General features: G+C 72.6%; 21 protein-coding genes. 9 read left to right on the top strand and 12 right to left on the bottom strand.

What is annotated here, in order from left to right; genetic code table 11:
* The first annotated feature begins 119 nt into the window (after positions 1-119).
* The gene (locus tag ABTZ03_RS30640; protein ID WP_350516366.1) at positions 120-1,208 is read left to right on the top strand and encodes an EamA family transporter; all 1,089 of its coding nucleotides are present in this window, start codon (positions 120-122) and stop codon (positions 1,206-1,208) included.
* Here the strand turns inward: ABTZ03_RS30640 and lepB are convergent.
* On the bottom strand, positions 1,171-1,779 hold the full coding sequence (gene lepB, locus ABTZ03_RS30645) for a signal peptidase I (RefSeq protein ID WP_402430424.1): 609 nt from the start codon (positions 1,777-1,779) through the stop codon (positions 1,171-1,173). The genes ABTZ03_RS30640 and lepB overlap by 38 nt on opposite strands.
* A gap of 495 nt (positions 1,780-2,274) precedes the next feature.
* Positions 2,275-2,610 carry a chorismate mutase gene (locus ABTZ03_RS30650; protein ID WP_350516368.1) on the bottom strand — a complete coding sequence of 112 codons (336 nt, stop codon included), beginning with the start codon at positions 2,608-2,610 and terminating at the stop codon, positions 2,275-2,277.
* A 253-nt stretch (positions 2,611-2,863) separates the two neighbouring features.
* Here ABTZ03_RS30650 and ABTZ03_RS30655 point away from each other — a divergent pair, with 253 nt between their 5' ends.
* Together ABTZ03_RS30655 and ABTZ03_RS30660 are read left to right on the top strand one after the other, a co-directional pair.
* Positions 2,864-3,289, top strand: a complete 426-nt coding sequence (locus ABTZ03_RS30655) for an OsmC family protein (RefSeq protein WP_350516369.1) — start codon at positions 2,864-2,866, stop codon at positions 3,287-3,289.
* Positions 3,290-3,700: 411 nt separating this feature from the next.
* The gene (locus tag ABTZ03_RS30660) at positions 3,701-5,848 is read left to right on the top strand and encodes a putative bifunctional diguanylate cyclase/phosphodiesterase (protein ID WP_350516370.1); all 2,148 of its coding nucleotides are present in this window, start codon (positions 3,701-3,703) and stop codon (positions 5,846-5,848) included.
* 42 nt (positions 5,849-5,890) lie between these two features.
* Here the strand turns inward: ABTZ03_RS30660 and ABTZ03_RS30665 are convergent, their stop codons facing one another.
* Positions 5,891-6,982: an LLM class flavin-dependent oxidoreductase gene (locus ABTZ03_RS30665; protein ID WP_350516371.1), complete on the bottom strand. Its 1,092-nt coding sequence runs from the start codon at positions 6,980-6,982 to the stop codon at positions 5,891-5,893.
* Positions 6,983-7,685: 703 nt separating this feature from the next.
* On the opposite strand from ABTZ03_RS30665, the gene ABTZ03_RS30670 reads away from it, so the two are divergent.
* Together ABTZ03_RS30670 and ABTZ03_RS30675 are read left to right on the top strand one after the other, a co-directional pair.
* A complete protein-coding gene (locus ABTZ03_RS30670; protein WP_350516372.1) occupies positions 7,686-8,282 on the top strand; it encodes a DedA family protein in 597 nt (198 codons plus the stop codon).
* 405 nt (positions 8,283-8,687) lie between these two features.
* A complete protein-coding gene (locus tag ABTZ03_RS30675; protein ID WP_350516373.1) occupies positions 8,688-9,962 on the top strand; it encodes a polysaccharide deacetylase family protein in 1,275 nt (424 codons plus the stop codon).
* Between the two features lie 191 nt (positions 9,963-10,153).
* Here ABTZ03_RS30675 and ABTZ03_RS30680 read toward each other — a convergent pair whose 3' ends face one another.
* From ABTZ03_RS30680 to ABTZ03_RS30705, 6 genes are all read right to left on the bottom strand, one after another.
* On the bottom strand, positions 10,154-11,059 hold the full coding sequence (locus ABTZ03_RS30680) for an alpha/beta fold hydrolase (protein WP_350516374.1): 906 nt from the start codon (positions 11,057-11,059) through the stop codon (positions 10,154-10,156).
* Entirely contained in the window at positions 11,056-12,141 is a 1,086-nt protein-coding gene (locus ABTZ03_RS30685; protein WP_350516375.1) for a branched-chain amino acid ABC transporter permease, read from the bottom strand. Before ABTZ03_RS30685 ends, ABTZ03_RS30680 begins: the two co-directional genes overlap by 4 nt.
* Before the next feature lie 251 nt (positions 12,142-12,392).
* The gene (locus ABTZ03_RS30690; protein WP_350516376.1) at positions 12,393-13,259 is read right to left on the bottom strand and encodes a branched-chain amino acid ABC transporter permease; all 867 of its coding nucleotides are present in this window, start codon (positions 13,257-13,259) and stop codon (positions 12,393-12,395) included.
* Entirely contained in the window at positions 13,259-14,110 is an 852-nt protein-coding gene (locus ABTZ03_RS30695; RefSeq protein ID WP_350516377.1) for an ABC transporter ATP-binding protein, read from the bottom strand. The genes ABTZ03_RS30690 and ABTZ03_RS30695 overlap by 1 nt, the downstream gene beginning before the upstream one ends.
* Before the next feature lie 50 nt (positions 14,111-14,160).
* Positions 14,161-15,018 carry an ABC transporter ATP-binding protein gene (locus tag ABTZ03_RS30700; protein ID WP_350516378.1) on the bottom strand — a complete coding sequence of 286 codons (858 nt, stop codon included), beginning with the start codon at positions 15,016-15,018 and terminating at the stop codon, positions 14,161-14,163.
* Positions 15,019-15,023: 5 nt separating this feature from the next.
* Positions 15,024-16,298: a substrate-binding domain-containing protein gene (locus tag ABTZ03_RS30705; protein WP_350516379.1), complete on the bottom strand. Its 1,275-nt coding sequence runs from the start codon at positions 16,296-16,298 to the stop codon at positions 15,024-15,026.
* Positions 16,299-16,763: 465 nt separating this feature from the next.
* Here ABTZ03_RS30705 and ABTZ03_RS30710 point away from each other — a divergent pair, with 465 nt between their 5' ends.
* The 4 genes from ABTZ03_RS30710 to glxA all read left to right on the top strand — a co-directional run bounded on the left by ABTZ03_RS30710 (position 16,764) and on the right by glxA (position 23,018).
* Positions 16,764-17,525: a CoA transferase subunit A gene (locus tag ABTZ03_RS30710; protein ID WP_350516380.1), complete on the top strand. Its 762-nt coding sequence runs from the start codon at positions 16,764-16,766 to the stop codon at positions 17,523-17,525.
* A gap of 4 nt (positions 17,526-17,529) precedes the next feature.
* On the top strand, positions 17,530-18,219 hold the full coding sequence (locus ABTZ03_RS30715) for a 3-oxoacid CoA-transferase subunit B (RefSeq protein ID WP_350516381.1): 690 nt from the start codon (positions 17,530-17,532) through the stop codon (positions 18,217-18,219).
* A 600-nt stretch (positions 18,220-18,819) separates the two neighbouring features.
* Positions 18,820-21,051 carry a glycosyltransferase family 2 protein gene (locus tag ABTZ03_RS30720; protein ID WP_350516382.1) on the top strand — a complete coding sequence of 744 codons (2,232 nt, stop codon included), beginning with the start codon at positions 18,820-18,822 and terminating at the stop codon, positions 21,049-21,051.
* Positions 21,052-21,086: 35 nt separating this feature from the next.
* Positions 21,087-23,018, top strand: coding sequence for a radical copper oxidase GlxA (glxA, locus tag ABTZ03_RS30725; protein ID WP_502894641.1), 1,932 nt, complete (start codon positions 21,087-21,089; stop codon positions 23,016-23,018).
* A 93-nt stretch (positions 23,019-23,111) separates the two neighbouring features.
* Here the strand turns inward: glxA and ABTZ03_RS30730 are convergent, their stop codons facing one another.
* The 3 genes from ABTZ03_RS30730 to ABTZ03_RS30740 form a co-directional block, all read right to left on the bottom strand.
* Positions 23,112-24,179 (bottom strand): glycoside hydrolase family 6 protein, encoded by a 1,068-nt coding sequence (locus ABTZ03_RS30730; RefSeq protein WP_350516383.1) that lies wholly within the window; start codon positions 24,177-24,179, stop codon positions 23,112-23,114.
* 249 nt (positions 24,180-24,428) lie between these two features.
* Positions 24,429-25,157, bottom strand: a complete 729-nt coding sequence (locus tag ABTZ03_RS30735) for a uracil-DNA glycosylase (protein ID WP_350516384.1) — start codon at positions 25,155-25,157, stop codon at positions 24,429-24,431.
* Between the two features lie 78 nt (positions 25,158-25,235).
* On the bottom strand, positions 25,236-26,540 hold the full coding sequence (locus tag ABTZ03_RS30740; protein ID WP_350516385.1) for a low temperature requirement protein A: 1,305 nt from the start codon (positions 26,538-26,540) through the stop codon (positions 25,236-25,238).
* Positions 26,541-26,724: the final 184 nt, after the last annotated feature.

The raw sequence follows: 26,724 nt of genomic DNA on the forward strand, positions 1-26,724 counted from the left end.
GTCGTCCCGGCGTTCGACGGTCCGCGTCCGTGAGCACTCCTCTACGGACAGTTCAGTGCAGGACCAAATGACGAAATGGCGCCTTACCGAAGCATCGGTATGACTGTCACAATGCGGCCGTGCACAGATCAACGGCCTCGCCCACCCTCCCTTCGGGCAGAACCCTCGGCCTCGGCCTCGCTCTGGTCTCCGCCGTCGCGTTCGGCGGCTCCGGCACCGCGGCCAAACCACTGATCGAGGCCGGCCTCTCCCCCCTGCACGTGGTCTGGCTCCGGGTCACCGGGGCGGCCGTGGCCCTGCTGCCGATCGCCTACCGGCACCGGGACGCCGTCCTGCGCCGCCCCGGCCTGCTGCTCGGCTTCGGCCTGCTCGCGGTGGCCGGTGTCCAGGCCTGCTACTTCGCCGCGATCTCCCGCATCCCGGTCGGCGTCGCCCTGCTCATCGAGTACCTCGGGCCGCCGCTGCTGATCGGCTACGTCAAGTTCGTGCAGCGCAAGCCGATCACCCGGGGCGCGGCCGTCGGCGCCGGCGTCGCGGTGACCGGGCTGGCCTGCGTGGTGGAGGTCTGGAACGGCCTGGGCTTCGACCCGCTGGGCGTGCTGTTCGCCCTCGGCGCGGCCTGCTGCCAGGTCGGCTACTTCCTGCTCGCCGACGCCGGTCGGCGCGGCGAACGCCCCGTCGACCCGCTGGCCGTCAGCGCGTACGGGCTGCTCATCGGCGCCGTCGTGCTCACCGTGTTCACCCGGCCCTGGCAGGCCGACTGGAGCCTGCTCGGCGGGTCCGTGGTGATGAACGGGCACAGCCTGCCCGCGCTGATCCCAGCCGCCTGGATGGTGCTGATCGCGACCGTGCTGGCCTACCTGACCGGTGTGGTCTCCGTCGGGTACCTCTCGCCGCCGGTCGCCGGGGTGGTGGCCAACCTGGAGGCGGTGGTCGCCACCGTGCTGGCCTGGGTCCTGCTCGGCGAGCACCTGGGACTGCCGCAGGTCGCGGGCGGCCTGCTGGTGCTGGCGGGCGCCTTCGCGGCGCAGACCAGCAAGTCGCCGGAGGTCGAGGGGGCGACGGCGGCCGAGCCGACCTTCGGCGGTGGCGGTGCCACTGCCTCCGGTGCCGCTCCCTCCGGTGCCACTGCTGCGGCCCGGAAGCGGGTGACCGCCGCCGACGGTGGCGTCAGCGGCCGGTCCAGCCGAACCAGTCGAGGTGACTGACCGGCCACACCACGGCCGAGACCGGGCCGACCACGTTGCCCACCGGTACGGCGCCGCCGCCCGGGTTCTGCCGGTGCCAGCGGGAGTCCGCCGAGTCGCTGCGGTGGTCGCCCTCGACCCAGATGTAGCCCGAGGGCACCGTCACCGGGCCGAAGTCCATGCCCGCGCAGGAGTCGTCGCCGGGGTGCAGGTACGGCTCGTCGACCTTCTTGCCGTCGACGGTCAGCGTGGTCCCCGAGCACTGCACGGTCTGCCCGCCGGTCGCGATGACCCGCTTGACCAGGTAGTTGTCGTCCTTCGGCGGCATCAACCCGACGAAGCTCAGCACCGAGGTCACGGTGTTGGTGAGCGGGTTCGAGTCGACCGGCTGCGGCGGCAGCCAGTTCCCCGGGTCCTTGAACACCACCGGCTGTCCCGGCTCCGGCTTCCAGCCGGTCAGCGGCGCCAGCTTGTTCACACCGACCCGGTCACCGATCCGCAGGGTGTTCTCCATCGACCCGGACGGGATGGTGAAGACCTGGAACAGGCAGGTCTTGATCAGCAGCGCGACCACCAGCCCGACCGCCGCCATCGCCGGAATCTCGATCCACCACGGTCGCGGACGGCGCCCCGCCCGGCGGGCCTTGCGCCCGCGCGCCCCGCCGGCCCTCCGACGGGCCCCGGCACGGCCACCGGCCGGGTCCCGGGGGTGCTCGCCGTTCGGGCCGGGCCGGCCGGGCAGGTTGGGCCGACCGTTCGGGCCGGGCCGGCCGGGAGCTCCGCTGGGCGTTTCGGGCAGGTTCACCGCCATCGTCGCTGCTCCACCTCTCCGGCTGGGGAAACCTGCACGCTACGCCAACCGGGGAGCCGCACGAAATCCGGGCTTTAGCCGCCCCCGACATCGCCGGACGGCGGAACGCCCGTTCGCGGGCGGCCCCCGACCGGGGAGCGGCGTCGCCGGGCGCCGGAGCGCGGCGCCGACGTCCGGCCCCACGGCGGCGGGTGGTGCGGCGCCCTCGGTGCCGGGTGGTGCGGCGCGCCCGGCACCGGCGTTCCAGCGCTCCCGGAGTCGCGTTCAGCGCCGGATTCAGGCGCGGGCGATGGCCTCGTGGTGGCGGATGACCTCGGCGATGATGAAGTTCAGGAACTTCTCCGCGAAGACCGGGTCGAGCTTCGCCCCGGCGGCCAGCTCCCGCAGCCGCTTGATCTGGTCCCGCTCCCGGGCCGGGTCGGCCGGCGGCAGCTTGTGCTCGGCCTTGAGCCGACCGACCCGCTGGGTCGCCTTGAAGCGTTCGGCCAGCATGTGGACCACCGCGGCGTCGATGTTGTCGATGCTCTCGCGCAGGCTGGTCAGCTCCGCCCGCACCGCGTCGTCGATCCCCTCGGGCGCACCGGCGTCGGAGGTCGTGGGCTGGTCCGTCATCGGGGCGGCTCCCGGTGTCTGTGATGGGCGCCCGACCGTACGGCGGCCGGGCTCGGGCCCCGGCAAATCTAACAGGGCGCCCGCGCCGGACCGGCACCGTCCGGGGAACGGTCCAGCATCCGGACGGCCGCGGCCACGTCCGTCGCCTCGTCGCCCCGTCGCCGCCCGGCTCGGCGACGGGGCTGCCCGTAGGCTGGTGCGTGCATGACCGGACGTGACGAACAGCAGTCCCCCAGTAGTGGAGGAACCGATCGTGGCAACCACCCGCACCGCCCGTACCGCCTGGGAGGGCGACCTCCTGCACGGCAAGGGGGAGGTGACCTTCGCCTCCTCCGGGATCGGCGAGTACCCCGTCTCCTGGCCGGCCCGTGCCGAGGCGCCCAACGGCAAGACCAGCCCCGAGGAACTGATCGCGGCCGCCCACTCCGCGTGCTTCTCGATGGCCCTCTCGCACGGCCTGACCGGCGCCGGGACCCCGCCCAGCAAGCTGGACACCCAGGCCGACGTCACCTTCCAGCCCGGCACCGGCATCACCGGCATCCACCTGACCGTCACCGGCCAGGTGCCCGGACTGGACGAGGCCGGCTTCGTGAAGGCCGCCGAGGACGCCAAGGCCAACTGCCCGGTCAGCCAGGCCCTGACCGGTACCACCATCACCCTCACGGCCAAGCTGGCCTGACCGCCCCGGCCCCTCCGGGGGCGCACCCGGCCCCGCCCCCGGCGCGCAACCAGCGCCCGGGGGCGCGGTCTCGGCGCGCGCGCTCCCGGCGCACCTCATGTGATGTGTAGCGAAGGCGTCCGAACGTTCCACCATGCATGATCACAAACGGGACGAATCACCCTGCCGGCGGTCACCGCGCGTTGTCATCGCGGCCTATGATCGGCCGAAGCGCCCTGTTCTCCCCCGGGTCCCCGCGCGGCAGCGCCCCAGGCGAACGCCCCGCAGCGGACCGACCCCGAGACCCCGACAGAGCGCGGAGCCGGCCGCCGGTATCCCGGCCGACCAGGCGAACCATCGTCAAGCGTCAGCAGCGGACGGGAGCATGCCGTGCCGGGCCAGACCGAGGGGGCCGACGCACACCACCCAGGCGTGCGACACGAGGAATCGTCACACCACCGCCGCCTCGCCGCACCGCTCCTCGATCCGGCGGCCCACAGCGGATCGACCGTTACCCCCTCCTCCACCGCCGCCCCGGCCACGGCCTGCGGCACCCTGGAGGATCCGGGGGTGCTGCTCTGCCCCACCTGCTCGACCCCGTTGGCCGACGGCGCGCACCTGGGCGGCAGCGACGCCCCCGGCCTGCCGGGCAGCTCCGACGACCGGCTGGTGGCGGCACTCCGGGCCAGCGAATCCCGGTTCCGGGCCGCCTTCTGCGACGCCGTCATCGGCATGGCCCTGATCGACCCCGAGGACCGGATCATCGAGGTCAACCCCGCCTGCGCCGCCCTGATCGGCCGCGGCGTCGGCGAGCTGGCCCGCACCCCCCTGTACGAGATCATCGACCCGGAGGGCATGCCGCACCGGCTCTTCGACGAGCTCGTCCACGGCGGGCGGGAACGGTTCCGCGTGGAGAAGCAGCTCAAGCACCGCGAGGGGCACACGGTCTGGAGCAAGGTGACCGTCTCGCTGATCCGGGACCCGGCCGGACAGCCGCTCTACACCCTCGCGCTGGTCGAGGACATCACCGAGCAGCGGCGGCTCGGCGACCGCCTGGAGTACCAGGCCCTGCACGATCCACTGACCCGGCTGCCCAACCGGACCCTCTTTTTCGAACGGCTCGACGCCGCCTGCCTCCCGGCCGTCGAGGAGCCCGTGCACCGCAGGACCGGCGGGGGCGACGGGAGCTCCGACGGGTCGGTCACCTCGACGGACGGGCGGCGGGTGGGTCTCTGCTACCTGGACCTCGACGGCTTCGCGGCGATCAACGAGACCCTCGGCCACCACATCGGCGACCAGCTGCTGATCGCCGTCGCCGCCCGGCTGCGGGGCGGACTCTCCGGACGGGACACCGACCTGGTGGCCCGGATGGGCGGCGACGAGTTCGCCGTCCTGGTCACCGACAGCAGCGGCGACGAGCAGCTGACCGCGCTGGCCGGACGGATCCTGGAGGTGCTGGAACGGCCCTTCGACGTCGCCGGGCACCGACTGGTGATCACCGCCAGCGTCGGCGTCGTCGAGCGGTCGGTGCACGAGACCACCCCCACCGACCTGGTCAAGGACGCCGACGCCACGCTCTACTGGTCCAAGGCCGACGGCCGCGCCCGCTGGACCCTCTACGACCCGGACCGCGGCGCCCACCAGCTCACCCGCCAACTGCTCGCCACCGCACTGCGGCCGGCCCTGGAACGCGGCGAGTTCACCATCGAGTACCAGCCGCTGGTCAGCCTGGCCGACGGCACGGTGCACGGCGCCGAGGCCCTGGTCCGCTGGCGCCACCCCCGCTACGGGACGCTCTCCCCCGACCGCTTCATCCCGCTCGCCGAGGAGTCCGGCGCCATCGTGCCGCTCGGCAAGTGGGTGCTGGAGGAGTCCTGCCGTCAGGCCCGACGCTGGCTCACCGAGTTCCCGGACACCGAGACCTTCGTGAGCGTCAACCTGGCGGCCCGCCAGATCTGGGACTCCGACGTGGTGGCCGACGTCGCCCGGGCCCTCGAACACACCGGCCTGCCCGCCCGGCTGCTCCAGCTGGAGATCACCGAGAGCGCCCTGCTCGGCCCCGGCGGCCGCCCGCTGCAGGCTCTGCAGGCGCTCGCCGACATGGGCGTGCGGATCGCGATCGACGACTTCGGCACCGGCTACTCCAACCTGGCCTACCTCTCCCGGCTGCCGGTGCACGTCCTGAAGCTCGACGGGACGTTCATCGAGGGCTTCCGCGATCCGGCACCCGCGCCGGCCGCCGCTGTGGGCCCGGCCGGGGCCGCGCCGTCGGCCACGCCGTCGGGTGCGGTCGGGGCATCGGCGGCGGTCGGCACTGCGGAGGCGGACCGTCCCGGCCGCCCGGAGCTCCGCTCCCGCCGCAGCGACGCGGACGAGCAGATCGTCGGCGCGATGGTGCAGCTGGCCCACACCCTCGGCCTGACCGTCACCGCCGAGGGCATCGAGAGCGCCGCCCAGGCCGAGCGGCTGCGGCTGACCGGTTGCGACACCGCCCAGGGCTGGTACTTCGCCCGGCCGGGCGAGGCCGAGCTGGTCGCGGCGATACTCCGGGAGGGCCGTCCCACCCCGACCGGGCGCTAGCCCGGCGGGGCGGGGAGGGGAGGCCGGGGCGGGTGACCGCCCTCAGACGGCCGCCGTCAGGCCGTACGCCTCGGCGATCATGCCGTAGGAGCGGAACCGGGCCTCGTGGCCGTGGATGTGCGAGGTGACCATCAGCTCGTCCACCCCGGTCCGCTTGCGCAGGGCCTCCAGGCCGTCCGCCACCTGGCCCGGGTCACCCAGCACGACGTTGTCGAGCCAGTTGTCGATGAAGTCCGCCTCGACCGGGCTGTACGGGTACTCCTCGGCCTCCTCCGGGGTGGGGATCGGGCCGGGGGCGCCGCGCCGCAGCCGGAGCATGCCGAGGGCCGCGGACCGGGCCAGGCGGCGGGCGGTGTTCTCGTCCTCGGCGGCGACGGCGCTCACCCCGATCAGCGCGTACGGCTCGCCGAGCACGGCGGAGGGGCGGAAGGACGTCCGGTACAGGTCCAGGGCCGGGATGGTGTTGGCGCTGCTGAAGTGGTGGGCGAAGGCGAACGGGAGCCCCAGTCGGCCGGCCAGCTGGGCGCTGAAGCCGGAGGATCCGAGCAGCCAGATCGGCGGGCGGCTCTCCCCCGCGGGCACGGCGGTCAGCCGCTCGTACGGGTGGCCGGAGGGGAAGTCGCCGTCGAGGAAGTGGGTCAGCTCGGAGAGCTGCAGCGGGAAGTCGTCCGCGCCCTCGGCGAGGCCGCGGCGCAGAGCGCGGGCGGTGGCGGGGTCGGTGCCGGGGGCACGGCCGAGCCCGAGGTCGATCCGGCCGGGGTGCAGGGCCTCCAGCAGTCCGAACTGCTCGGCGATGGCCAGCGGGGCGTGGTTGGGGAGCATGACCCCGCCGGAGCCGAGGCGCAGCGTCGTGGTGTTGGCGCCGAGGTGGGCGAGCAGCACGGCCGGGGTCGAGCTGGCCACACCGGGCATGCCGTGGTGCTCGGCCACCCAGAAGCGGTGGTAGCCCCACTTCTCGGCGCTGCGGGCCAGCTCGGTGGTGGCGGTCAGGGCCTGGCCGGGTGTGTAGCCGACGCCGACGGTGGCCAGGTCGAGGATCGAGAGCGGAGCGGGGGCCGTGCCGCGGGCGGTGCCCCGGATCGCCTCGCTGGCTCCCGGCCCGGTTCCGTGCTCCTGCTGGTCCTCGGTGGTCATGCCGTCCGCCCTCCTGGCTGTGGTGGTCCGGCTCTCCTCCGAGCCGACCGTCGTGGGCGGCCGCGCGGGTCTCGGACGGCCCGGCGGTCGCTGCTGCCGACGGAGACCAACCACCGCCGGGGGCCCGCTGTTCCCGTGTCGGCCGCCGGAACCGGGCGAGGTTCGGACGACGGGTCCGGGCGGGGCTCGGACCCGGTTTCCGATCCGGTTCGGGTGGCTGCTCGGGCCCCGGTCGCCGAGGCGGTCCGGCCGTCGGGCACCGTCGGGCACCGGTGGGCACCGGTCGCCAACGATGGGCCGACCGACCGTTCGGATGACTCAGAGCCATCGGGCCGACACGGTTGGCGACTTCACGCCAGGGTCGGAAGTCGCCAGCCCCGGCGCTCGCGGTCGGCGACCCGCCTCGGGCAGGCTGGTGATCAGGAGCGGGTCACCGAGCGGGTCTGCGCTCCGTCAGCAAGATCGCCGGGCTGGACCAGCCTCGGACGATCCCTGCGAGCCCTCGGCGCGGCACCCCGCCCCGGGGGCTCGTTCCATTGCCGGCCCCCGGCTCCCGGTGTCCGGGTTCGCCGCCGCCGGGTCCGCACCCCGGCGCCGAGCGACCCCCGCCCACCGGGGTGCTTCATGGCATGAAAAGTCGAGGCGCTAGCGTTGACCTCCTAGCCACCTGCTCCACCAGGGCGGCGTGGAGGGAGTAAGGGCCTTGAATTTCGTAGCGACGATCGGATCCTCGTGGATCTGTGCCCTTGCCCTGTTCGCCGTGCTCGGCGACGCCCTGCTCCCCTTCATCCCGAGCGGGACGCTGGTCATCCTGGCCGTTCTCAAGACCGCACAGATCAACGGCGCACCGCTGCTGCTCGGCCTCGGCGTGGCGGTGGCGTCCTTCCTGGGCGACGTCCTGCTGTTGCACCTCGCCCGACGCGGCGCCCCGGTGCTGCAGCGCCGGCTCGCCCGGCGCCCGAAACTGGCGGCCAGTGTGGCGCGGGTCCAACAGTCCCTGATCGAACGCCCGCACGGCGGGGCGGCCGTCATGGTGGTGGTCGCACGGTTCGTGCCGGCCGGGCGAACCGTCCTGGACCTCGCGATCGGCCACTCCCCCGCCCACCCGCACCGCTTCCTGCACTGGTCGGCCCTGGCGGCACTAATCTGGGCCGCCTACATCGTGACGCTGGGCTGGCTGAACAGCCACTGGTTCAACACCGCCTGGCTGAGCCTGGCGGTCTCCTGCGCGGCGGCCACCGCCGTGAGCACCGCGATCGCGCGAATAGTGCGCCGCAACCGGCGGCTGGCCGCGCTCTGAGGCCCCTCGGGCCGATCCGCGCCGATCCGCACCGACCGGCTGTCCGGCGCCGGACGGCGCCGGACGGCGCCATCTGACTGCACTGTGCTGTCAGTAGCACAATTTTCCCTTACGGGCGACGGTCCGTTCCGAGCGCTGACGAACTCTGACCGCGCCGGGCGGCGCGGCGGTACCGTACTTCCCTGAAGACGCGCGGTGTGAAGCGTCACAGGACCGCAACAGACGATGGATCCGTGCAGCCCGACCGGGCGCCCCAGGCGTGTTGACTGTCGTCGGAGCCGGGCGACCTTGGAAGCCACCACGGCGACATGACATGCTAACGGCGGAATATTCATCAATTGCCCGATTTGGCCGGTGCGGCCCGAGGCCGCCCTCACCACCGGCCATCGGCACCCAGGGGAGACCATGACCAGCATCTCGCGCAGGACGGTGCTCAGTGCAACCGCTGCGACCGCAGCCCTCGGCGCGGTCGCGGCCTGTTCCAGCAGCGGATCCGGTTCCGGGCAGAACTCCACCTCGGCTTCCTCCAGCGGCAGTAGTGCCACCACCGGCACCGCCGACCCCACCCAGGCCGTGGTGCCCAAGGGCGCCCCGATCGGGGACGGGTCCAACGCGGACACCGGCCCGCAGCCGAACCAGCCCAAGCCCGAGAAGCTCAAGCCGGGCGAGCGCCCGCCGCAGTTCGTGGTGTTCTCCTGGGACGGCGCGGGCGGCACCGACGACGGCCAGTTCCCCCGCTTCCTGAAGCTGGCGGAGCAGTACAAGGCCACGATGACCTTCTTCCTCTCCGGCATCTACGCCCTGCCCAAGGGCAAGTCCGAGCTGTACCACCCGCCGAAGCATGCGGTCGGCGCCTCCGACATCCCGTACCTGTCGGACGGCGCGGTCAAGAGCACCCTCAAGCTGGTCAGTCAGGCCTGGCTGGCCGGGCACGAGATCGGCACCCACTTCAACGGGCACTTCTGCTCCAGCCGTCCGGACAAGAACGGGGTCAACATGTGGACCCCGGACGACTGGCAGAGCGAGATCGACCAGGCGATCTCCTTCGTCACCCAGTGGCGGACCAACACCGGCTTCACCGACGTCGATCCGCTGCCCTTCGACTACAAGAAGGAGCTCATCGGCGGCCGCACCCCGTGTCTGGAGGGCCAGAAGGCGCTGCTGCCGACCATCGCCAAGCTGGGCTGGAAGTACGACGCCAGCTCCGCGGGCGGCCTCCAGATATGGCCGCAGAAGGTGCAGGACGGCAAGGTCTGGGACTTCCCGCTGCAGTCCATCCCCTTCCCCGGGCACACCTTCCAGGTGCTGTCGATGGACTACAACATCCTCGCCAACCAGTCGAACGGCAGCACCAAGGGCGACCCGTCCAAGTACAACGACTGGCGCACCCAGGCCACCAACTCCTACCTGGCGGGCTTCGAGCGCGCCTACAACAGCAACCGCGCGCCGTTCTTCGTCGGCAACCACTTCGAGCAGTGGAACGGCGGCATCTACATGGACGCCGTCGAAGAGACCCTCAAGGCCATCGCGGGCAAGCCGGAGGTCCGGCTGGTCTCCTTCCGGCAGCTGGTCGAATGGCTGGAGGTGCAAGACCAGTCCACCCTGCGCAAGCTGCGTACGCTCAACGTCGGCCAGGCGCCGGCCGGCGGCTGGGCGGGCTTCCTGGGCACGGCGGGCTGACCCGGTAGGACCCGGGCGGCCGGTGCCGGATCGGAGCTGGATCACGGCCGGATCGGAGCCGGTCAAGGCTGGTACACGGCCGGCGGGGTGTTCGCACCCCGCCGGCCGCGCCCGTCGCGCCATCGCGTCGTCGCGGCGTGCGGCCTTGCGGCGTGCGGCCGCTCTGCCGTTCGACCGGGCCGACTTGAGGCCTACCCGGCAGCGGGGGCGTCCGCCAGCAGGCCGCGGACGATGCGGTCGGCCCCCGCCTCGCCCCAGAGGATCGAGTAGTGGTTGGTGTCCGGCACGGGCGAGGCCGGCACCCGCTGCTGGTCCAGCCCGGCCAGCCCGATCCGCTGCTGGTCGTAGAGGCCCTGCGGCTCGTTGAGCAGGCCGCGTTCCGCCCAGAGCAACTCGGCCGGACAGGGCAGTCGGTGCACGGCGGTGGCCGCCTCCTGGTCCAGCAGGACCTGGGCACCGTCGGTCCGGACGGCCTCCAGCACGCAGGAGGAGCGCAGTTCGGGCTCCGTTCCGACGAGGTCCCGCTGGGTGTAGGCGTCGATCCCGTCCGCCCAGTCGCCGTCGAAGGCCGGGTGGCGCTGCCAGAACTCCCGGTAGGCGGCGCGGTCCGGGAAGGTCATCGACAGTCGGGCCAGCGCGGGACCGAGCACCGCCGCCAGGGCGTCCTCCTCGCGGACGCCCTCCGGGAGCGGGAAACTCACCGCGCCGTCCACCAGCAGGACCCGGCGGACGAGTTCGGGGTGCCGGACGGCGGCCAGGGCCGTGACCCAGGCCCCCATCGAGTGGCCGACGACCACGACCGGCCCCGTACCGAGGGCGGAGGTCAGCGCGGCCACGTCGTCGGCGTGCCGGGCCAGCCCGTACGGTCCAGTGACCGTGCTGCTGGCGCTGCGTCCCCGCAGGTCGGGGGCGAGCAGGGTGACCCGCCCGGCGAGTCGGCGGGCAACCTCGTACCAGGCCAGGCCGTTGGCGGTGATGCCGTGCACCGCCACGACCGTCGGGGCGTCCGGTCGGTCGGCGGGCCAACGCAGGACGGCCAGGTCCCCACCGGGTACGGGGACGGTCAACTCCTCGGGCTTCAGGGGTGACTGGCTCACGCGGGGGAACCTCCGGTGGGACGGGCGGCGGGCACGCCGGCCGGCGTGCGGACCGCGCGGGCGGATCGGGCGGCGCGGATGCGGGCGGGCAGTCTAGCCAGGCCACCCGGAAGCAGGTAGACCACGGCGACGAACAAGGAGCCCAGTAGGAAGAGGGGTTGGGAGAGCGGCACGCGCAGCACCGCGGGCAGTTCGGCGACGGCGGTCGAGTTGGCGAGGTCGCCGAGCCGGTGGCCGGCCCAGGTGTAGAGCACGCCACCGAGCAGCGGCCCCCAACGGGTGCCGGAGCCACCGAGGACCACCATGACCAGCAGCGCGAGTGTGGCGTCCGAGCCGGCGGCCTGCGGTGCGGCCCCGCCGGTGAGCAACAGGTAGACCACGCCGCCCATCCCGGCGAGCCCACCGGCCAGCACGAAGGCGACGAGCTTGTACCCGTAGGGCCGGAGTCCGAGCACCTCGACCCGGCGCTCGTTCTCCTTGATGCCCTCCCAGACCCGCCCGGTCCGGGAGTTGACGGCCCAGTGGACGACCGCGACCGTCAGCACCAGGTATCCGACGGCGATCCAGTAGAGATTGGCGGTGTTCTCGATCCCGAGCAGGCCGGACGGCAGCAGGTCGGCCGGGGCGGAGCGGCCCTCCTCCCCGCCGGTGACGCCACCGGGGTTGCGCTGCACCAGGATCGCGCCGGCCTGGGCGAAGGCGAGGGTGACCATGGAGAACCCGATGCCGGTGACCCGCAGGCTCACCGAGCCGAGCACGACGGCCAGCAGCACCGTACAGGCGACGCCGAACACCGCGGCGGCGGCGAAGGGGAGTCGCAGTTCCAGCATGCCGAGGTCGGTGGCGTAGAGGCCGGTCGCGAAGTAGAGCGCGTGGCCGAAGGAAAGTAGTCCGGTGCGACCGAGCAGGAGGTCGTAACCGGTGGCGAGGGCCCCGTAGAGCAGGCACAGGGCGATGAGTTGGAGACTTCCGGGGCTGCCGAGCGGGCCGTCGAGCAGTCCCGGGACGGGAAGCGCACTGTATGGGGCGACAAGGAACGTGATCAGCAGGGCGATCGGCCACCAGCGTAGCGCTCTGTGCATGACTGTCCAGCGATTAGTGACTGAATCACCTGTTCGAGGGATGGCGCCGGGCCCGTCCCTGTGTTCACAATGGGTTCCGGCAAGGCTGGTGTCAGTCCCCCTTGCCATAGTGACGGTGTCGGCGGAGCTGGTGTCAGTCCCCTCTGCTGACATGGTGGTCACGGCAGGGCTGGTGTCAGTCCCCCCTGCCGAGGTGGCGGCGCTGCGGGCGGCCGCGGGGCCACCGGTGCTCGTGATCGGAGTTTCGGCGTTCACGCGAGCCTCCCGGTGAGTCCACGGGGTCGGACCAGAAGCAGCACGGCGAGCAGGACGACGACCGAGAGGTCGCCGAGCCCGGCACCGGTGTAGTAGTTGGCGAACTGCTGGACGAGGCCGACGCCCACCGAGGCGGCGGCGGCCCCGGTCACGGAGCCCATGCCACCCATCACCACGACGACGAACGCGAAGATGAGCAGGCTGGTCCCCTGGCCGGGACTGACCGAACCGAAGTAGAGGCCGCCGAGGGCGCCACCGAGCGCGGCGGCCGCCCCACCGAGGGCGAAGACGAGGGTGAACGCCCTCCGGACGTCGATGCCGAGCGCTGTGACCATCGCCCGGTCCTCGACGCCGGCCCGGACGATCAGCCCGTAGCGGGTACGGGCGAGGAACAACCGAAGAGCGAGCAGGAGCAGCGCGGCTGCGGCCACGAGCACGAAGCGGTTGACCGGGACGGTCGCCCCGAGCACGTGCCAGGTGCCGGCCAGCAGGGCCGGCTGGGGGAAGGGGCGGGCGTCCGCGCCCCAGATCCCCATGAGCAGGGCGGGTACGGCGAGCCCGACCCCGACGGTGGCGAGGATCTGATCGCGCGGCCGGCTGTAGAGCGGCCGGATCAGGAAGAGCTCCAACAGGACGGCGGCGACCGTCCCGAGCAGGGTGCCGAAGGGCACCGCGAGCCAGAAGGGGAAGCCGGCCTCCACGCCGGCCCACCAGGTCGCATAGGCGCCGATCGAGAGCAGGGCGCCGTGCGCGAAGTTGAGCACGTCCATCAACCCGAAGATCAACGAGAGACCGGAGGCGACCAGGAAGTACAGCGCACCGAGGCCGAGACCAGTACAGGAGAGGAGAACGACAGTGTCCATCAGGGCTTCACCTCCGCGGTGACGACAGGGGCAGTCGAGGAGGCGACGGCGGGCCGCGGTCCACCGGCGAGCGGGCGGCGGGAGCCGACGCCGAGCAGGCGGCGGGCGGCCTCCTCGTCGGCCAACAGCTCGGCGGTGTCGCCCCGGTGGGCGGTCCGGCCGTCGGCCAGGACGGCGCAGGTGCCGGCCAGGCGGCGGACGAGCGCGAGGTTCTGCTCGACCAGGAGAACGGGCACGGCCTCGGCCGCCCGCGCCAGCACCTCGGCCACCTCCGCGACGATCTTCGGCGCCAGGCCCTTGGTGGGTTCATCGGCGATGATCAGCCGGTTCCGGTTGAGCAGCGTCCGCCCGATCGCCACCATCTGCTGCTGGCCGCCGGAGAGCGTCCCGGCCAACTGCCCGGCCCGCTGCTTGAGTTCGGGGAAGAGCTCGTGGACGAGCGAGTAATTCGGCTCGCCCGCACCGGCCCCGTCCCCACCCCGGGCTCCGCGCTCAGCGAGGCGGAGGTTCTCGGCGACCGTCAGGCCGGCGAAGATCCCCCGGTCCTCGGGCGCGTACCCGATGTCATGACGGACCACCAGATGAGTCGGCAGGGAGGAGATTTCCGCGCCGGAGAACCGGATGCTTCCGGTGCGCGGCACCAGGCCCATGAGGGCCTTCACGGTGGTGGTCTTGCCCGCGCCGTTGCGGCCCAGCAGCGCGGTGACCCCGGCGGGGGCCACGTCGAGGTCGACGCCGTGGAGGATGTGCAGCCCATCGATGACCACCCGCAGATCGCGGACGGAGAGGAGGGACTCGGCGACGGACGGCTCGCCTGCGGACTGCTCGGCAGAGGACACGAAGGAGGACATGGAGGAGGACGGCTGCATCGAAGAACCGGGAGAAGAACCAGGAAAGGAGGTCACAACGCCTCACCCAGGTAGGCCTGCTGCACGGTCGGGTCGGCCATCACGGCCTCGGGGGTGTCCAGGGCGAGCAGGGTGCCGTGGTGCATCACCGCCAGGCGGTCGGCCAGGCCGAGCAGGACGTCCATGTGGTGCTCGACCATCAGCACGGTGCGGCCGAGCTCACGGTGCACGGAACGGATCAGTTCGGTGAGGGCCGGCACCTCCTCCGCGCTGACGCCGGCCATCGGCTCGTCCAGCAGGATCAGCCTCGGGTCGGAGACGAGCAGGACGGCGAGTTCCAGCTTGCGCTTCTCACCGTGCGAGAGCGCTCTGGCCAGGGTGTCGGCGCGGTGGGCGAGTTCGGTGCGGTGCAGGGTTTCGGTCACCTGCTCCGCATAGCGGTCGGCGCGGCGCCACAGCCGGTACGAGGCGCCCGGCCCGGCTGCCGCCTGGGCGGCCAGCCGGACGTGGTCGGCAACGGTCATCCCGGGCCAGAGGGAGGAGGTCTGAAAGGTCCGGCCGAGCCCGCGACGCGCCCTGGTGTGCACGGCCTCGGCGGTGATGTCCGCACCGTCGAGGTGGAGGGTGCCGTGGGTCGCCGGACAGATGCCGGAGATCAGGTTGAAGAGGGAGGTCTTGCCTGCACCGTTGGGACCGATGAAGGCGATGAACTCGCCTTCGCCGACCGAGAAGGAGACGTCCTCGACGATCGGCACACCACGGACGGACCAGCCGAGCCCGTCCAACCGCAGCACCGGAACGGAGCGACCGGAAGGAGCAACCCCGAGGAAGGAGGAGCCGGCCGAGGAATGCGCCGACGCGGAGGACTGGGAGGTGGCGGACGGAGGGGTGGAGGCGGCAGGAGCGGGCATCGGGGTCAGCCCGCCATCGGGGTGACCGGGGGCGCCACCTCGTCCGCGGTCAGGACCTTCTCGACCGAGGGCTTGGCGGCGGCTCCGGTGCCGGTCAGCCGGACCTGGAACATCGGCTGGAGGAGGGCGTGGTCCTCGGCACGAACCGTGGTCCGGCCCTTCACCCCGTCGAAGCTCCAGCCCTCCAGCGCCTTGACCAGGGCCGAAGTGTCGTCGGCCGAGCCGCGGTTGGCCTCGACGGCGTGCACGATCAGCTGGGCCGCGGTGAAGCCGTCGGGGGTGAAGATGTCGGTCCTGCCACCGGCAGCGGTGACGGCATCGGTCATGGCCTTCTCCACCGGGGTGCCGGCGGCGCCGTCGAAGTAGTGGTCCAGGAAGGAGATCTTCTCACCGGCCGGGCCGAACAACGGGTAGGAGGCGGCCATGTCCAGGCCGGTGACGACCTTGGTGGCGGCGAACACGTCCTGCTGGTTGAGCGCCGTCCACAGGGCGGACGCCGTGTCGCCGGCCCAGGCGACGAACAGCAGGTCGGGCTTGGCGGTCCTGGCCTGGGTGGCGAAGGGGGTGAGGTCGGTGGCGCTCGGCGGGGCGAGCACCTGGTCCACCGTCGCCCCCTGGGCGCCGAGCACGGCCTTCACGGCGGCCACGTTGGCCTGCCCGAAGGCATTGTCCTGAGCGAGCACGGTGACCTTCTTGCCCTTGGCGTCACCGATGAACGAGGCCGCGGTCCTGGTGTCCTGGTAGGACTGGCGGCCGGAACGGAAGGTGTACTTGTTCAAGCCGGTGACCTTGTCGGCAGCGGCCGGGCCGCTGATGAAGAGCACCTTGTTCTGGGCCGCGATCGGGCCGACCTGGAGGGCGACACCGGAGGCGGTGGAACCGGCCAGGACCTTGTAGCCCTTGCCGATCAGGTCCTTGGCGGCGGACACCGCCTTGGCCGGGTCGCCCGCGTCGTCCTGCTCCTCGAACTCGATCCGGTGCCCGTCGACCTCGCCCGTGCCCTTGGTCGCGTAGCTCAGGCCGGCCTTGAAGCCGTCCAGGTACTGCTTGCCGTAGGCCGCCAGCGGGCCGGTCCTGGAGTACACCAGGCCGACCTTGACCGGGGCCTTCGCGTCACCGCCGCCCACCGCGGCCGTCCCGGCGGTGCCCGCCTTGGCGCAGCCCGCGGCGAGCAGGAAGCAGGCCGCGACGGCGGCGAGCCTCCGCGCCGGGCCACCGGTCAGGGCCCGGCCCGGGCGGGCGCCGGAGGCGGTCCTGGAGGGGACTGTGGTGCTGCGCATGGTGACCGACTCCTGGGGGTGCGGCGGGGTGGATGCCGGAACCGTAGGTGTGCGGTGGGACCGGCGACATGTGCCCGGTCGACGTAGCAGCCCACCGTGATGTGGCTCCAGTCGCCATACCGCCGCCCGGACGCCGCGCCCCGGATGGCCGGATGTGGTCTGCCGACAGGAGTCCGTGCCCGGCCATGGCGGCGGCCCCCATGGCCGCGGCGGCCCGCGCCCGGCGACGGTGGAAGCGGCACTGCGGCGGTGGAGCCGGAGCACCGGCGGTGGAGGCGGCACGGGTCCGTGCGAGGGCCGATACGACCGCCGGCCGCCCGGGCCCGGACGCACCCCTGTGCTGCCGTGCACCGCCGTACCGCACCACACCACGCTGCGCCATGGCCCGGCTCGCCCCAACGCGCCACGTCCGTCCGGCGCGCGCACCACGTCCCCTCCCTCCCACACCCCTCATGAGGTGATCCCTTGGACAAGGTCCTGGACTCCCCCGCCGCCGCGGTCGCGGACGTTCCCGACGGCGCGGTGCTGGCCGTCGGCGGCTTCGGCCTGTGCGGCATCCCGAGCACGCTGATCGGTGCCCTGGTGGACGCCGGTACCACCGGGCTGCGCGTGGTGTCGAACAACTGCGGGGTGGACGACTGGGGGCTGGGCCTGTTGCTGCGGGCGGGCCGGATCGCCCGGATGACCTCCTCCTACGTCGGCGAGAACAAAGAGTTCGCCCGGCAGTACCTCAGCGGGGAGCTGGAGGTCGAGCTGACCCCGCAGGGCACGCTGGCCGAGCGCCTGCGGGCCGGTGGCGCGGGCATTCCGGCGTTCTTCACCCCGGCCGGCGTCGGCACCCAGGTCGAGGAGGGCGGGCTGCCCTGGCGCTACGCGGCGGACGGTTCGGTGGTGCTGGCCTCACCGCCCAAGGAGGTACGGGAGTTCGGCGGCCGCCGGTACCTGCTGGAGGAGGCGATCACGGCGGACTTCGCCCTGGTCCGGGCGGAGGTGGCGGACCGGCACGGCAACTGTGTGTTCCACGCGGCCGCCCGCAACTTCAACCCGCTCTGCGCGACGGCCGGCCGGGTGACCCTGGTCGAGGCGGACCGGATCGTCGAGCCGGGCGAGCTGGCCCCGGACGCCGTGCACCTGCCCGGGGTGTACGTCGACTGGGTGGTGCCCGCCGACCCGGCCGACCGCCGCATCGAGCGCCGAACCGTCCGCCCCGCCCGTCAGGAGGTCTGACCCCATGCCCGCCACCACCCCGACCGCGACCGCCCCGACCACCCCTCCCGATTCCGCCCCGCTCGACCCGCGCAACGCCCTGGCCGCCCGCGCCGCCCGGGAGTTGCGCGACGGGCAGTACGTGAACCTGGGCATCGGCCTGCCCACCCTGATCCCCGACCACCTCCCGCCGGGCGTCCAGGTGGTGCTGCACTCGGAGAACGGCGTCCTCGGCGTGGGCCCGTTCCCGCTGGAGGGCACCGAGCACCCGGACCTGATCAACGCGGGCAAGGAGACGGTGACGATCGCGCCCGGAGCCTCGTACTTCGACTCCGCCTTCTCCTTCGGCATGGTCCGGGCAGGCCGGATCGACGTCTCGGTGCTCGGCGCGATGCAGGTGTCCGCCACCGGGGACCTCGCGAACTGGACGGTCCCCGGCCGGATGGTCAAGGGCATGGGCGGTGCGATGGACCTGGTGCACGGTGCCCGTCGGCTGATCGTGGTGATGGAGCACACGGCACGGGACGGCTCCCCGAAGATCGTCCGGGAGCTGTCGCTCCCCGCCACCGGTCGGCGGGTCGTCGACCGGATCGTCACCGATCTGGCGGTCGTCGACGTGACCCCGGAGGGGCTGCGCCTGGTGGAGACGGCCCCGGGCGTGAGCCCCGCCGAGGTGCGGGCGGCCACCGACGCCACCCTGCTGCCCGCACTCTGAGGCGTAGCGAACCGCCAGGGCTCCGAACCGTCGGAGCCCCGAACCGTCGGATCTCCGAATTCGCCCGAGCTCCGAACCCCCCGAACCCCCCGAACCCCAGAGCCCCGACCCTCCGGCCGGACCGCCCCCGTGGAACAACTCACCCCGGCGGTCCGGCCGTTCGCCTGCCCCCGGTGGCATCCGCCAACCATCACGGTGTCGAATTCCCCCGCATTAGCACCATCGCCAGCCACCGTGGCCAGGAACCGTAGTATCTTCACGCTTGCGCGGCGATCGTCTGTGGGAATGGTTGCGATCAGCGTTACGCTCCGGGAGAGTTGAGCAAGCCAAGGATCCTGCCGCACCCGGAGGGGAAGCTGGACAGCGCACCGGGATCCCGCATTCGAAGCCGCCGCACAGGCGCCCATGACCGAACCGGTCGCACACACATCGTGCGCCGGGCTCCACGCGTTGGATTCCCGCTGCCGGAGAGCGAGTTGCACGGCCCGGAAACTGTGGGACGGCCCGCAGTTCGCCGGGCCGCGTTCCACCCGGGCGGCTCCGGGGCGAGGCGAGCAACGCCGAGCACAGTACGCCGCAATACTCCGGGGGGAGCACGCCATGACCATTCCGTCCTCGCGACGAGAGGACGCCGGAACGGCCGAACCGGGTCACACCGGGGGCCGGACCGAGGGTCGAGCCGAGGGACGGTCCCGCGGCCGCACCCGAGCCCGCCGCCGGGACGAAGGGCCGCTCGCCGAGCAGCTGGACGAACAGCCCGGCGGACAACTCGACGGACAACTCGACGAGGCCGCACTGCGTGGCCTGCCGGTGCCCGAAGCCCCGTACGACTACGGCCACTTCAGCCGCCTGGCCGGTCCGGCGGTCGATCCGGACGAGGACCGGGAGCTCGGCGGCGGGGTCTACCGGCCGGAACCGGGCAGCAGCCGGGCGTCCTCGGCTCCAGCAGCAGCAGGACCGGGAACGGCGGAGCCGGCCACCCCCTACCGGGTCCAGTACCGCAGCCTGCTGCGCCACGAGCCGCACCGGATCCGGGCCGCCCTGCTGCTGGTGGCCGCGCCGCTGGTGGAGGCGATCCTGCTGGTCTGGCTGCTGCTGCCGGAGCACTGGCCGGAACGCCCCGACGAGACCAACCTCCTGGTGCTGCTCGGCGACAAGGTGATGATCGGGATCATCGCCGTGGTCGAGCTGTTCCGGCTGGTCAACGTCGTCTCCAACACCCACGCCACCCTCGTCGCCCGGGACCCGATACCGGTGACGCCGGAGTCCGGCACCCGGGTCGCGTTCCTCACCACCTGCGTGCCGGGCAAGGAGCCGCCGGAGCTGGTCCGGACCACCCTGGTGGCGGCGCGCGCGGTCCGGCACGAAGGTCCTTACGACGTCTGGCTGTTGGACGAGGGAAACGATCCTGCAATGCGGGCCCTGTGCACCGAGCTGGGCGTCCGCCACTTCAGCCGGGCCGACCGCCCGCACTGGAACCGGCCGAAGGGGCGGTTCCGCGCCGGGACCAAGCACGGCAACTACAACGCCTGGCTCCAGGCCCACGGCGACGACTACGACTTCTGGGTGTCCGTCGACACCGACCACGTACCGCTGCCCGACTTCTGCGAGCGCATGCTCGGCTACTTCCGCGACCCGGACGTGGCATTCGTGGTCGGCCCCCAGGTGTACGGGAACTACCGGAGCTCGGGTTCGGCCGTCACCAAATTCTCCGAGAGCCAGCAGTACCTCTTCCACGCCCTCATCCAACGCGCCGGAAACCGTTACGGCGCACCGATGTTCGTCGGCACCAACAACGCCGTCAGAATCCGCGCGCTCCAGTCGATCGGCGGGTTGTACGACTCCATCACGGAGGACATGGCGACCGGTCTGGAGTTCCACCGGAGCCGGAACCCGGAGACCGGGGACCGCTGGAAGTCCGTCTACACCCCGGATGTGCTCGCGGTGGGGGAAGGCCCTTCCTCCTGGACCGACTTCTTCTCCCAGCAACTGCGCTGGAGCCGCGGCACCTACGAGACCCTGCTCACCCAGTACTGGCGGGTGCTCTGGCGGCTCTCACCCGGGCGACTGCTCAACTACTCGTTGATGGTGGGCTTCTACCCGATGGCGGCGCTCACCTGGCTGCTCGGTGGCGTGTCCAGCGTGCTCTACCTGTGCTTCGGAGCCTCCGGAGTCCACGTCTCCTCGGAGATCTGGATGATGCTGTACAGCGACGCCGCCGCCCTCCAACTCCTGCTCTACACCTGGAACCGCAAGCACAACGTGAGCCCGCACGAGCCGGCCGGCTCCTCCGGGGTCGCGGGCATGGTGATGTCGGCGCTCTGCGGTCCGGTGTACGCGGCCTCGCTGCTCCAGGCGCTGGTGCGCCGCCGCAGCCGCTTCGTGGTGACACCCAAGGGCCGTTCGACCAGCGCCGACCGGCCCGGCACCTTCCGCTACCACCTGTTCTGGACGCTGGTGTTCGGCGGTGCCGTCGCCGCGTCCTTCCGCACCGGCTACGACCACGTCGCGATGCGCACCTGGGCCTGCATCGCGCTGGCCCTGACCCTGCTGCCGCTGCTGATCTCGGCCGGTGACGCCGTCCGCCGGCGGCGCACCCGGCCCACCGCCACCCTCACCGTGACCGGTGGTCCGTCGGCCACCCCGACGGTCGTCCTGGAGAAGCGCCGCCCCCGCCACGCCCGTACGGCCTCCCCACTCGGCACCTCCCCACTCGACACCGCACTCGGCGCCTCCCCGCTCGACCGCCCGACGCCGCACGCCTCCCCACTCGACAGCCCGACGCTCCAGCTCCGCCTGCCCGGGTCCGACGAGCGCACGCCCACCCACTGACCCCGTCCCGCCCGCCATCCGAGGGGACCACCACCGTGAAGATCCACAAGACCGGCCGCACCAAGCGCTTCGCCCTCGGCAGCACCGTCGCGCTGACCGTCGCCGGGATGAACGCCCCCGCCGTCCTCGGCTTCGCCAGCGACCAGTACCACCAGTACGTGATCAACCGCCCCGAGTACAAGGCGCAGTACGGCCACTGGCAGACCCTGTCGCTGCCCTCCGAGTTCCGTGTGAACGCCGTGCACGCGACCCTGCTGCGCACCGGCAAGGTACTCATCGTCGCCGGATCCGGCAACGACGAGAAGCAGTTCAACGCGGGCACCTTCAAGAGCCTGCTCTGGGACCCGGCGAAGAACACCTACAAGCTGATACCCACCCCCGCCGACATGTTCTGCGGCGGCCACACCTCCCTCCCGGACGGCCGGGTGCTGGTGGCCGGCGGCACCCAGCGGTACGAGAAGCTGGACGGCGCGGTGAAGAAGGCCGCCGGCGTCATGCGGGTGCGCAACGAGAGCCCGGAGCGCGCCCGCACCTTCCCCAAGGGGACGGTGTTCGTCGGCCCGAACGGCCGCGAGTACGCCAGCACCGTCGAGGTGACCGTCCCCGCCGCGACCAAGGCCGGCTCCGGGAAGCAGACCGTGGTCACCGCCGGCGAGCAGCACGTGTTCGTGGAGGCGGTCGGCGAGGGCGCGGCCTACGTCACCAACTCCTCCGCCCAGTACCGGATCAAGGGCCTGACCGGCGTCGACGCCCACAACCTGTACGGGCAGAGCGACAAGCTGAACCTGGACAAGCAGGACTACCAGGGCATCCGCGCCGCCTTCGAGTTCAACCCGGACACCGAGCTCTACGAGCAGGTCACCGACATGGCGCAGGCCCGCTGGTACCCGACCCTGACCGGGCTGGGCGACGGCCGGGTGGTCACCGTCTCCGGCCTGGACGACACCGGGCAGATCCTCAACGGCAACGACAACGAGGTCTACGACCCGAAGACCAAGAGCTGGGCCAAGGCCCCCGACCGCTACTTCCCGACCTACCCGTCGATCTTCCTGACGGCGAGCGGCAAGCTGTTCTACTCCGGCTCCAACGCGGGCTACGGCCCGGCCGACAAGGGCCGCCAGCCCGGCATCTGGGACCTGTCGAACGACGGCTTCCAGCCCGTGCCCGGGCTGCGCGACCCGGAGCTGACCGAGACCTCCTCCTCGGTGCTGCTGCCGCCCGCGCAGGCGCAGAAGGTCATGGTGCTCGGCGGCGGCGGGGTGGGCGAGTCCCCGTTGTCCACGGCCCGCACCGACGTCGTCGACCTCACCGCCCCCAAGCCCGCCTTCACCCCGGGCCCGGACCTGCCGGCCGGCGGGACCCGCTACCTGAACAGCGTGATCCTCCCGAACGACACCGTGTTCACCACCGGCGGCTCCAGCGGCTACCGCGGCCGGGGCGACAGCGACCTGCTCAAGGCGCAGGTGTACCACCCGGATTCCAACAGCTTCAGCACCGCCGCCGAGCCCACCGTCGGCCGCGACTACCACTCCGAGGCGCTGCTGCTGCCGGACGGCCGGGTCGCCGTGCTGGGCTCCAACCCGCTGTTCGCCGACAAGGCCGAGACCCAGCCGGGCGGCTTCGAGCAGCGCATCGAGATCTACACCCCGCCGTACCTGTACCACGGAGACCGCCCGGAGGTGACCGCGGCGCCCTCGGCGACGAAGCTCGGCGGGACGGTGAAGGTCGGCACCGCCCGGCCGGACGCGGTGGCCACCGCCAAGCTGATCCGGCCCAGTTCGGTGACCCACGTGACCGACGTCGAGCAGCGCTCGGTCGCCCTGGACATCGCCGGGCGCACCGCCGACGGGGTCTCGCTCACCCTCCCGGGCAACCCGAACCTGCTGCCGCCCGGCTGGTACATGCTGTTCCTGACGGATGCCGCCGGCACCCCGTCGGTCGCCCGCTGGATCCAGGTCACCGGGTGACGCGAACCGCCCGGCCGCGCCTCAGTGCACAGCCGCGCCTCAGCGCACGACCGCGCCTCAGCGCACGACCGCGCCTCGCCGCCCCGCCGCACCTCAGCGCATGGCCGCCTGCTGCGCCAGGCCGAGGGCGTACGGCAGCCAGAACTGCCCCGCCCTGGGCTCGCCGCGGCCGCACTCGCCGTCCGACTCCCCCGGGTTCTTGATCCACAGGTAGGCGTCGACCCCGGGCCGCCCGGTGTCGGCGGTCGGCGCCTCCCCGAGCGCCCGGCCGGGCGGGTTGCACCAGGAGTCGGCGCCCGCCGAGCCGTTGCCGCTGCGGCTGGTGTCGATGACGTAGTGCTTCCCGCCCAGGGCGGCGGAGAGCCGGTCGCCGTAGGCCACGTTCCGGTCGGTCGGGTAGAAGTTGGCCACGTTGACCGCGAAGCCGTCGGCCGCGGCGATGCCGGACTTGCGCAGCGCGCCGGCCATCGCGTCCGGGTCCTGTGCCCAGCCCGGGTTGCCCGCGTCCAGGTAGACCCGGACGTTGGGATTCTTCTTCAACTCCTGGACGGCGAAGGCCAGCAGACCGTACCGCTCGGCGGCCAGGTCGCCCTTGAGCCCGCAGCCGTCCAGGGTGTGGGCGACGGCGTCCGGCTCCAGCACCACCCAGGCCCTGCGGTCGCCGAGGGCCTGGGCGACACCGCTGATCCAGGCACGGTAGGAGGCGGCGTCGGGAGCGCCGCCAGCCGAGTACTGGCCGCAGTCCCGGTGCGGGATGTCGTACGCGACGAAGACGGCCGTCCGGCCCGCCTCGGCGGCCCGCCGGCTCACCTGCTCGGCGATCTGCTGGGCACCCTGTTCGCCGAGCCACTGCGAGGAGGGCTGGCCGGCGATCCGCAGTAGGGTGTCGGCCTCGGCCGAGCGGCCCTGGCTGCGCAGCGCGGCGACCTGCTGGGCGGCGTTGGTCCGGTCGGAGACGTAGAAGGCCTGTCCGGGCAGCTGGTTGAGGCCCGGGACATCACTCGTCGGCTGCGCGGCAGGGGTTCCGGCACCGCCGGAGCCGCCGGGGGCGGCGCCCGCCGGGCCGCCGTCCGAGCCGCTGCAGCCGGAGACCGCGAGCATCGTCAGGCCCGCGAGCAGCGCGGCCCACCGAAACGTTCCTGCCCGTCCCACCCCGCGCACGTACCGCTCCTCCGGGCCGACCCCCGCCCCACCGGACCGGTCCGACGACCGGCCGGCACCAGCTAAGCACACCCGACCCCGGCGGACGGCCCACACCGGTGAACGGCAAATGGCCGTGGTCGAACGGGAATCCGTCCCGTCCGGCCACGGCCACCCGGCCCGACCCGGAAGCCGCCCCTCCGGAGGTCGGTTCCCGCCGTCAGTTCCGCGGTCAGTTCCCGTAGTCGGATCCTGCGGACAGTCCTGCGGTCAGTCCTGCTTCAGGTTCGGCACCTGCCAGTCGATCGGCTCGCCGCCGAAGCCGTCCAGCGCCGCGTTGATCTGCGAGAACGGGCGGCTGCCGAGGAACAGCTTGGCAGACAGCGGCGACGGGTGCGCGCCCTGGACCACCACGTGCTTCTCGGTGTCGATCAGCGGCAGCTTCTTCTTGGCGTAGTTGCCCCACAGCACGAAGACCACCGGCTCCTCGCGCGCGCTCACCGCCTTGATCACCGCGTCGGTGAACTTCTCCCAGCCCTTCGCCTTGTGCGAGTTGGCCTCGTGCGCGCGGACCGTGAGCACCGCGTTGAGCAGCAGCACGCCCTGCTCGGCCCAGTGCATCAGGTAGCCGTTGTCCGGGGCGGGGATGCCCAGGTCGGCGTCCAGCTCCTTGAAGATGTTGCGCAGCGAGGGCGGCGTCTTCGTCCCCGGCAGCACCGAGAAGCTCATGCCGTGGGCCTGGCCGTTGTCGTGGTACGGGTCCTGGCCGAGCACCAGCACCCGGACCTTGTCGTACGGGGTGGCGTCCAGCGCGGCGAACTCCTGGCCGCTCGGCGGGAACACCTCGTGCTCCGCTCGCTGGGCCGCCACGAAGGCCGCCAGCTCGGCGAAGTACGGCTGCTCCACCTCGGCGCCCAGCACCTCGCGCCAGGACTCGGGCAGCTCCAGCCCGCCGCCCTCGCCGGCCTCGACCACGCCCGCCTCGACCGTGTCCGTCACGACATCTACCTCCCACACCGCGGCTGCTGCGCCGCCCGCCCTCTTACACCCCGAACGCTACACAGCCCCACCGACAACTCACTCCACGGGAGCCGACGCAGGAGCGGTCCCGACAGCCCCGACAGCCCCGACCGCCCTGACAGCCCCGACGGCCCCGCCCGACGCCGCCGACGGGACCGGCTCGGCCGACACCGCCCCAACCGGAACCGGAGCACCCGCCGCCGCCCGCACCACCCGCAGGTGTTCCACCCCGTTGAGCAGCACCAGCAGCACCGCCAACGTCACCAGCACCCCCAGCGCCGGCAGCCGCACCATCGCGGGCAGCAGCCCCAACACCACCACCGCGGCGGCGATCCGGGTCGTCGACAGCCGGCGGAACATCATCCAGCGGGTGTACCCGAAGGTCAGCAGGTACAGCCCGCACCCGCCGTACAGCAGTGCCACCGACCCGGTGCCGAGCGCCTGCCACGGGTCCGCGACCGTCTCCTCGAAGCCGACCGCCACCCCGATCACCCCGGCCGCCAGTGCCAGGTGCCCGTACTGGAAGATCCGCCGGACCACGTCCCGACGCGAGTCGGCGACCTCCACGGCGTGCCGCATCGCGTCCGCCGCATACACGAAGTACTGCCACCACAGCCCGGCCGAGATGGTGAACGCCGCGGCCACGGCGACCAGTTCGGCCGCGTCCAACCGGACCCGGGCCGCCGTCGCGCCGATCCCGACGACGGTCTCGCCGAGCGCCACCAGCAGGAAGGTGGCGAACCGCTCCGGCATGTGCGACGGGTGGTAGGCGACGGTCGCGAGCCGCCGCCGGAACACCAGCGGCGCGGCCAGGTCGCAGAGCGCGGCCGCCGCCCAGAGCGCCAGCCGGGGCCCGTCCGACAGCAGTCCGCCGACCAGCAGCAGCGGCCCGCTGACCAGCGCCCCCGCCCCGTACGGGCCGCGCCACACCCCCGGGACCCGCACCAGCAGGAGCAGCAGCACCACCCTGGCCAGCCAGTACGCGGCGCCGAGCAGCAGGCCCCGGCGGCCGTACGCGCCGGGGACGGCGAGCGCCATGAACAGGCCGGCCATCCCGACCAGCAGGATGCCCAGGCGGTCCCGCAGGTTGTCCACGTCCCGGATGTTGGCCTGCACGGTGGTGCCGACCCAGCACCAGTACACCGGCACGAACACCACCAACGCCCGGACCAGGCCGGTCAGGTCGTGCTGGTGGTGCAGCAGCCCGGAGACCTGGGTGATCGCGAAGACGAAGACCAGGTCGAAGTAGAGCTCCGCCCAGGTGACCCGCTTCTCCTCCGACCCGACCCCCGGACCAGCCCCCGGTTCGGCCCCCGCCGCTTCCCCCGGTTCGACCCCTGCCGCTTCCCCCGCCGTGCTCATCCGCCCGCCCTCCCCGCCCCCGTACGGAACGAGCCCCGCCCCGGCGCTCGGCCGGGGCGGGGCTCGCGACTGCACCGCAGAGGCTAGACCCAATGCCAGTGACTTAGGTCGTGCTCGCTCTGGTGATCGTGACGGTGGCCGGAGCGGGTGGTGGCCAGTTGCGGTGTTGGGCGCGTTTGAGGGG

This window comes from Kitasatospora sp. NPDC096077, assembly GCF_040303245.1.
Taxonomy (GTDB): domain Bacteria; phylum Actinomycetota; class Actinomycetes; order Streptomycetales; family Streptomycetaceae; genus Kitasatospora.

Bases quoted from the DNA above. Each gene is read 5' to 3' on its own strand.
- lepB (WP_402430424.1), bottom strand. From the start codon at position 1,779: ATGGCGGCGGTCGGGCTGGTGGTCGCGCTGCTGATCAAGACCTGCCTG.
- ABTZ03_RS30650 (WP_350516368.1), bottom strand. From the start codon at position 2,610: ATGACGGACCAGCCCACGACCTCCGACGCCGGTGCGCCCGAGGGGATC.
- ABTZ03_RS30665 (WP_350516371.1), bottom strand. From the start codon at position 6,982: ATGACCACCGAGGACCAGCAGGAGCACGGAACCGGGCCGGGAGCCAGC.
- ABTZ03_RS30675 (WP_350516373.1), top strand. From the start codon at position 8,688: ATGACCAGCATCTCGCGCAGGACGGTGCTCAGTGCAACCGCTGCGACC.
- ABTZ03_RS30685 (WP_350516375.1), bottom strand. From the start codon at position 12,141: ATGCACAGAGCGCTACGCTGGTGGCCGATCGCCCTGCTGATCACGTTC.
- ABTZ03_RS30690 (WP_350516376.1), bottom strand. From the start codon at position 13,259: ATGGACACTGTCGTTCTCCTCTCCTGTACTGGTCTCGGCCTCGGTGCG.
- ABTZ03_RS30695 (WP_350516377.1), bottom strand. From the start codon at position 14,110: ATGTCCTCCTTCGTGTCCTCTGCCGAGCAGTCCGCAGGCGAGCCGTCC.
- ABTZ03_RS30700 (WP_350516378.1), bottom strand. From the start codon at position 15,018: ATGCCCGCTCCTGCCGCCTCCACCCCTCCGTCCGCCACCTCCCAGTCC.
- ABTZ03_RS30705 (WP_350516379.1), bottom strand. From the start codon at position 16,298: ATGCGCAGCACCACAGTCCCCTCCAGGACCGCCTCCGGCGCCCGCCCG.
- ABTZ03_RS30715 (WP_350516381.1), top strand. From the start codon at position 17,530: ATGCCCGCCACCACCCCGACCGCGACCGCCCCGACCACCCCTCCCGAT.
- ABTZ03_RS30720 (WP_350516382.1), top strand. From the start codon at position 18,820: ATGACCATTCCGTCCTCGCGACGAGAGGACGCCGGAACGGCCGAACCG.
- ABTZ03_RS30740 (WP_350516385.1), bottom strand. From the start codon at position 26,540: ATGAGCACGGCGGGGGAAGCGGCAGGGGTCGAACCGGGGGAAGCGGCG.